The sequence below is a fragment of the Halalkalibacter flavus genome, assembly GCF_036663575.1.
GTDB lineage: Bacteria > Bacillota > Bacilli > Bacillales > Bacillaceae_D > Halalkalibacter > Halalkalibacter flavus.
In genome coordinates, this window is sequence record NZ_JAWRVK010000189.1 from 1 (window position 1) to 281 (window position 281).

Sequence of the window (281 nt, forward strand, 5' to 3'; positions counted from 1 at the left end):
TACCTATTACCGCATGGTGGTTAACTCCGCCACACGCGAAAAAGACCTCGCATGGATCAACAAGCAAGCCGCCGCCTTTGATGTCAGCATCACTGAGCTACCAGAACTTGCCATGATCGCCGTGCAAGGCCCGAACGCTAAAGCCAAAGCCGCCACCGTATTTACTGCCGAGCAAAACGCCGCAGTTGAAGGGATGAAGCCGTTCTTTGGTGTGCAAGCAGGTTCACTGTTTATCGCCACTACCGGTTACACCGGTGAAGCGGGCTATGAAATCATGGTGC

Annotated in this window: 1 pseudogene; it reads left to right on the forward strand. The window is 53.7% G+C overall.

Annotated elements, in window-relative coordinates:
* A pseudogene (locus tag SAY88_RS24940) lies at window positions 1–281 on the forward strand (glycine cleavage system aminomethyltransferase GcvT); the annotation flags it as partial.